Origin of the sequence: Kitasatospora sp. NPDC056531 (assembly GCF_042794375.1) — a bacterium.
Classification (GTDB): domain Bacteria; phylum Actinomycetota; class Actinomycetes; order Streptomycetales; family Streptomycetaceae; genus Kitasatospora.
This window is the reverse complement of sequence record NZ_JBHTTU010000222.1, coordinates 1-4,506: the sequence shown is the minus strand read 5'-3', so window position 1 is coordinate 4,506 and position 4,506 is coordinate 1. Positions and strand designations below refer to the sequence as shown.

The 4,506-nt window shown below is 70.3% G+C and carries 7 protein-coding genes and 1 pseudogene; 2 read left to right on the top strand and 6 right to left on the bottom strand.

The genetic code is table 11. The annotated features are described in order from the left end of the window. A partial coding sequence (locus tag ACFQ87_RS44615) for an LCP family protein (RefSeq protein ID WP_380616777.1) occupies nucleotides 1-691 on the top strand: 691 nt, incomplete at its 5' end. 49 nt (nucleotides 692-740) lie between these two features. Here ACFQ87_RS44615 and ACFQ87_RS44610 read toward each other — a convergent pair. The 5 genes from ACFQ87_RS44610 to ACFQ87_RS44590 form a co-directional block, all read right to left on the bottom strand. Next, nucleotides 741-1,223: a hypothetical protein gene (locus ACFQ87_RS44610; protein ID WP_380616776.1), complete on the bottom strand. Its 483-nt coding sequence runs from the start codon at nucleotides 1,221-1,223 to the stop codon at nucleotides 741-743. A 13-nt stretch (nucleotides 1,224-1,236) separates the two neighbouring features. Continuing rightward, nucleotides 1,237-1,788 (bottom strand): hypothetical protein, encoded by a 552-nt coding sequence (locus ACFQ87_RS44605; RefSeq protein WP_380616775.1) that lies wholly within the window; start codon nucleotides 1,786-1,788, stop codon nucleotides 1,237-1,239. Nucleotides 1,789-1,860: 72 nt separating this feature from the next. Continuing rightward, nucleotides 1,861-2,418, bottom strand: coding sequence for a DUF2515 family protein (locus ACFQ87_RS44600; RefSeq protein WP_380616774.1), 558 nt, complete (start codon nucleotides 2,416-2,418; stop codon nucleotides 1,861-1,863). Further along, complete coding sequence (locus tag ACFQ87_RS44595) at nucleotides 2,415-3,350, bottom strand: WXG100 family type VII secretion target (RefSeq protein ID WP_380616773.1); 936 nt, start codon at nucleotides 3,348-3,350, stop codon at nucleotides 2,415-2,417. Before ACFQ87_RS44595 ends, ACFQ87_RS44600 begins: the two co-directional genes overlap by 4 nt. Nucleotides 3,351-3,376: 26 nt before the next feature. Next, nucleotides 3,377-3,673: a type VII secretion target gene (locus ACFQ87_RS44590; protein ID WP_380616772.1), complete on the bottom strand. Its 297-nt coding sequence runs from the start codon at nucleotides 3,671-3,673 to the stop codon at nucleotides 3,377-3,379. 178 nt (nucleotides 3,674-3,851) lie between these two features. Between ACFQ87_RS44590 and ACFQ87_RS44585 the strand changes: the two genes are divergently transcribed. Beyond that, nucleotides 3,852-4,232, top strand: coding sequence for a VOC family protein (locus ACFQ87_RS44585; protein ID WP_380616771.1), 381 nt, complete (start codon nucleotides 3,852-3,854; stop codon nucleotides 4,230-4,232). 62 nt (nucleotides 4,233-4,294) lie between these two features. Here ACFQ87_RS44585 and ACFQ87_RS44580 read toward each other — a convergent pair. Beyond that, nucleotides 4,295-4,506 (bottom strand): annotated as a pseudogene (locus tag ACFQ87_RS44580) (2-oxoacid:ferredoxin oxidoreductase subunit beta); the annotation flags it as partial.

Here is a 4,506-nt window from a genome sequence, read left to right as displayed (position 1 = left end):
CGTCCAGAAGGACCTGGTCATCGACAACCAGTGGAACGTCCTCGACTTCGCCCAGCAGGCCCCCGCCCTGACCGGCGGCAACGTCGAGTTCAACACCCTCACCTTCGACGGCTTCGGCACCCGCAACGGCCAGGACGTGAACCTGGTCACCCCGTCCAAGATCCAGAAGGTGGTCAAGCAGGTGTTCGGCTACGCCGACGCCGCCGCCCCCGCCGCCCCGGCCGACGGCCCGAGCGACGCCCCGACCACCGAGGCCCCGGCACCGGCCACACCGACCCCGACCACCCCGGCCAAGGCGGCCGCGCCGACCACCGTGGACGTGTTCAACGCCTCCACGGCCGCCGGAGTGTCCTCCACCGCCGAGGCCAAGGCCCTGGTCGGCATGGGCTTCAAGGAAGGGACGACCGGCCCGGCGCGCACCAAGCCCAAGACCACCGTCGTCACCTACGGCAAGGGCTCCAAGGACGCCGCCGACCAGATCGCCGCCCGCTACGGCGTCACCGCCACCGAGTCCGCGTCCGTCTCCGCCGACCACGTCTCGGTCACCCTGGGCACCTCGTTCACCGGCGTCGCGGCCGACAAGCCTGCCGCCCCCTCGGCCCCCGCCACCGGCGACCCGGCCGCCAACCTGCCCATGCAGGGCCCCGGTGTCGACGCCGAGTCCGACGGCGGCATCCCCTGCGTCTTCTGACGCCTTCCGTCATGTAGCCGGTGCCCCGCCACCCGGTCGGGGCGCCGGCTCAGGACCACTCGAAGTACAGCGCCGGCCGCACCGGCCGCGGACTGCCCGGCGCGAAGAGGAACACCAGACTCACGGTGGGCCCGGACGGCTCCTCCAGCCGCGGGCCGCGGATGCTCAGCCCGAAGTCGTTGATCGCCCTCCCCGCCGCCAGCCCCGCCCGCACCTCGCGGTACCAGGCCTCCAACGGCTCGACCGGCAGGTCCCAGTACGCGGCCAACTCGCCCGACAGCCGGTAGGCGTCGTCCACCGTGGCCGCCGGGAAGGTCGCGCTGACCAGGTCGAGCGTCTCCCCCTCGGCGGTGGCCAGCAGCTCCACCCGCCCGGTGAACCAGCGCCCGCCCGGCAGCGCGATGGTCGCGGCCACCGCGGGGATGCGCCAGCGGCGCCGGACGGCCCCGGGCCAGCCGACGTCGCTGCGGCGGTGGCCGGTGCGGAGGTTCCAGGTGACGGCCTCCGGGTGGACGGGGTGCTCGTACGACAACAGGAGCTCCGGTTCAGGGCGGGGTCGGGGTGGCGGACTGGGAGGCCTGGTCCTGGAGGGTGAGCCTCAGGTTGTCGCCCCAGGCGATATTGACCTGCAGCTTCACGGGCTGCTCGTTCTTGACGGTTGAGTACTTGAGGCTGAGCCCGAACAGCGGCCCGGCCGGAGTCAGCAGCGGGAAGTCGGACCCGGCCCCCTGCCCGTCGAGATCCTTCCGGTCGCCCGCTGCCAGGCCGTCGAGGACCGTCCGCCGAAACTCGGTGATCCGGTCGGACTTCAGGCCGAACTGCCGGGTGAGTTCCATGGCTTTTCCGTACGCCTCGTCCAGCGGGAGCGCGGGGTACCAGCAGACGAGCTCGTCGATGTTCTCGGCGTCATCGTGGGTGGCCGCAACGATGAGGAACATCTTGTCGGCATGGAAGCGCTGGCCACCCGGCAGGTCGATGTCCACCGGGCCCAGGTCTTCGAAGTCGTGGCCGCTGTGCGGATTCAGCTTGACCCCGAGATCGGCGCCCCGGTGCGAGTTCCGCAGATCCCAGTGGACGGGACGCGTCTTTCCACCCACCAGTGAGCACCCGGCCACCAGCAGACCCACGCACGACAGAGCCACCAGGCTCCGAATCCGCCGCACCCCCCGTCACGGCAGGATCTCGTACTGGTCGGCCCGGTCGAGCAGCGGAGTATCGATGAGCGTCTTGGCCTCCACCGGATTCGTCAGGAGCTTCTGGTACTTGGGCAGCATGTCCTTGCGGATCCAGTCCATCCGATCATCCGTGTCGGTCACGTACCGATCGTCCCACCAGGTCGACCATTCACCGCCGTAGTAACCGTTGAAGGACTTGCCGCCCGGAATCGGCGACTTGGTCATGGCCGACAACACCTCGGCGAACGTCTCCCCGACCGGTCCGTGGTAGTTCTCCACGTCTCTGTACGAGTCCGGCAGCACCTTGGTCTGCTCGCGCTCCAGCAGCGCGGCGTTCCCTGCCGCCACCCGCTTCGGGTCACCCGAGTCGATGTCCCGCCAGGCATCGACCAGTTCCTTCGGGTACTTATGCACGTCCTGCTGCTGCAACGCCTCGATGCCGGCCATGCCGTACTGCTGGTACGCGGCGTGCATGGAGCCAACGTCGTCGAAGATGTCCTTCTGCATGTGCAGGAACTTGTTCTCGAACCACTGCACCTCGTCGGTGCTCATGGTGGACAGCAGTCCGACCCCGGGGACGGGGGTGACCAACCCGCCGACGTTCGCGCCCTTGATGAACTCGTTGAGGTCGTGGATCCCCCCGTACACCGGGGCTCCGGCCAGCTTGGCCATACCGACCCACTGGAGGTCCGGGTTCTCGTCCCACAGCTTCTGGTACCAGACGTAGACCTTCTGCACGGTCTCGTCGTTGAAGTCCAGGCCCTTCTCCGGGTCCCACTTGGACGGGTCCATCCCGGCCTTCCGCGCCCCACCAGGCGGCCCGGGCGGCCGAAATCGGTGGGGACGGCGTCCCCCTCGACGGTTCCGGCGAGCCGGGTGGCCTCGCCGAGGTCCTTGGCCGCGACCTGGACCGCGCCCGCCAGGCCGGTGCGCCCGCTGCCGTCGAGGAGCTTGGACTCCCCGGCCAGCTTGCCCAGTTCGGCCGCGCACTTGGTGTCCGCCTGGGTGGCGGCCTGGACGGCGGCGGCGATGTCGGCGGTGAGGCTCGCGGCGTAGGCGACCTCGGTCCGGTAGGAGTCGGCGGCCTCCTGGCGGAGCGCCGCGTTCTTGGGCAGCTGGTCCACCGGCGTCGGCGTCGCCGTGACAGTGCCGTTCGCGTCGACCGTGAGGCCGCGCTTGCTCGCCTCCGTCAGCGCCCACTGCAGTTCCTGCTGGGCGGTGGCCACCGCCTGGACGAAGCCGTCCAACACCTGCTGGACCGCCTGGAGTTCCAGCGCGGCCACCTGCAGCTGCAACTCCTGCTGGCCGAAGGAGTGCCGGGCGTTGGTCGCGGCGGGGCCGGTCCAGGTCCCGAGCGGCTTGAGCACCGACTCCTCGATGTGCTGGCGTGCTTGGTCGAACGCCTTGGCGACGGCCTGCCAGTCCTTGCCGGTCTCCGTCACCGACTCCGGTTTCACGTCACGCAGGCGCGCGAAGTCCACCACGGGAGCCCCCCTCTTCCCCTGTCGTCCTATTCGAGGGCCTTGGCAGTCCCGTGCTCGGTCTTGCCGTAGTTGTCGGCAGCCGTACGGAGCGCCTCCTCGTCCGCGCCCAGCGCGGTACGGATCTTCTCCACGCCCTGGGTCCACGCGGTCACCACGGCGGCCAGCTGCCCGGCCACCTGCCAGCCCTCCAGGGCCGTCTCGGCGTTTCCCGAGGCGGTGCTCGCGGTCTGGACCGGCTTGGCCAGCCCCGCGGTGATGGACGAAGCGTTGGCCGCCGAGGACCTCAACTGCTCCGGTGAGACCTCGAATCCGGCGTCCGACATCGGATCGACCCCCCATGCTCGATGCGATCTTCCGACTCCAGCGGCGGCGTGCGGTTCGCCGCCGGACTTTCTCGAACACGGGCGCGAACGAAGTGGATCCCCCTGGCGAGATTCTCCGTACTATGTATAGTGTACTGCGTACGGGATAATCGTGCGCACTGACGAGAGGGCTCCGCCAATGCAGATCACCAGCACCGCCGTCTCCCTGACCGTCGAGGACGTCACCACCTCGGCCGCCTTCCTCCAGCGGCATTTCGGCTACACCGAACACATGTCCGCCGACGGCTTCGTCTCGCTGGTCCACCCGGGCGGCGGGGTCGGTGTCGTCTACCTGCGGCGCGGCCTGGAGGTCCTGCCCGAGGACCAGCGGCACCGGATCGCGGACGGGGTGATCCTCGCGTTCACCGTCGAGGACATCGCCGCGGAGGAGGAGCGGCTGCGCGGCGAGGGGGTCGCGATCACCCTGCCGCTGCGCGAGGAGCCGTGGGGCGAGAAGCTGTTCCAGGTCGCCGACCCGAACGGGGTCGCGGTCGAGCTGGTCGAGTGGGTCAAGCAGTAGCCGCAACGGGAGGCGCCCCCGTCCGGTGTCGGACAGGGGCGCCAACTCGCGAGCGGGGACGGTCAGTCCACCGTCCAGGTGTCGTTGCCGGCCAGCAGCGTCGCCAGGTCGCCGGGCCCCCGGTGGGCCACGGCGGTGGCCAGCTGGCTGTCCATCAGCTCGTCGTAGACCGGCCGCGAGACGTTCCGCAGCACGCCGATCGGCGTGTGGTGCAGGGTGTCCGCGTCGGCGATCCGGGAGAGCGCGAAGGCGGTGGCGGGGCTCGCCGCGTGGG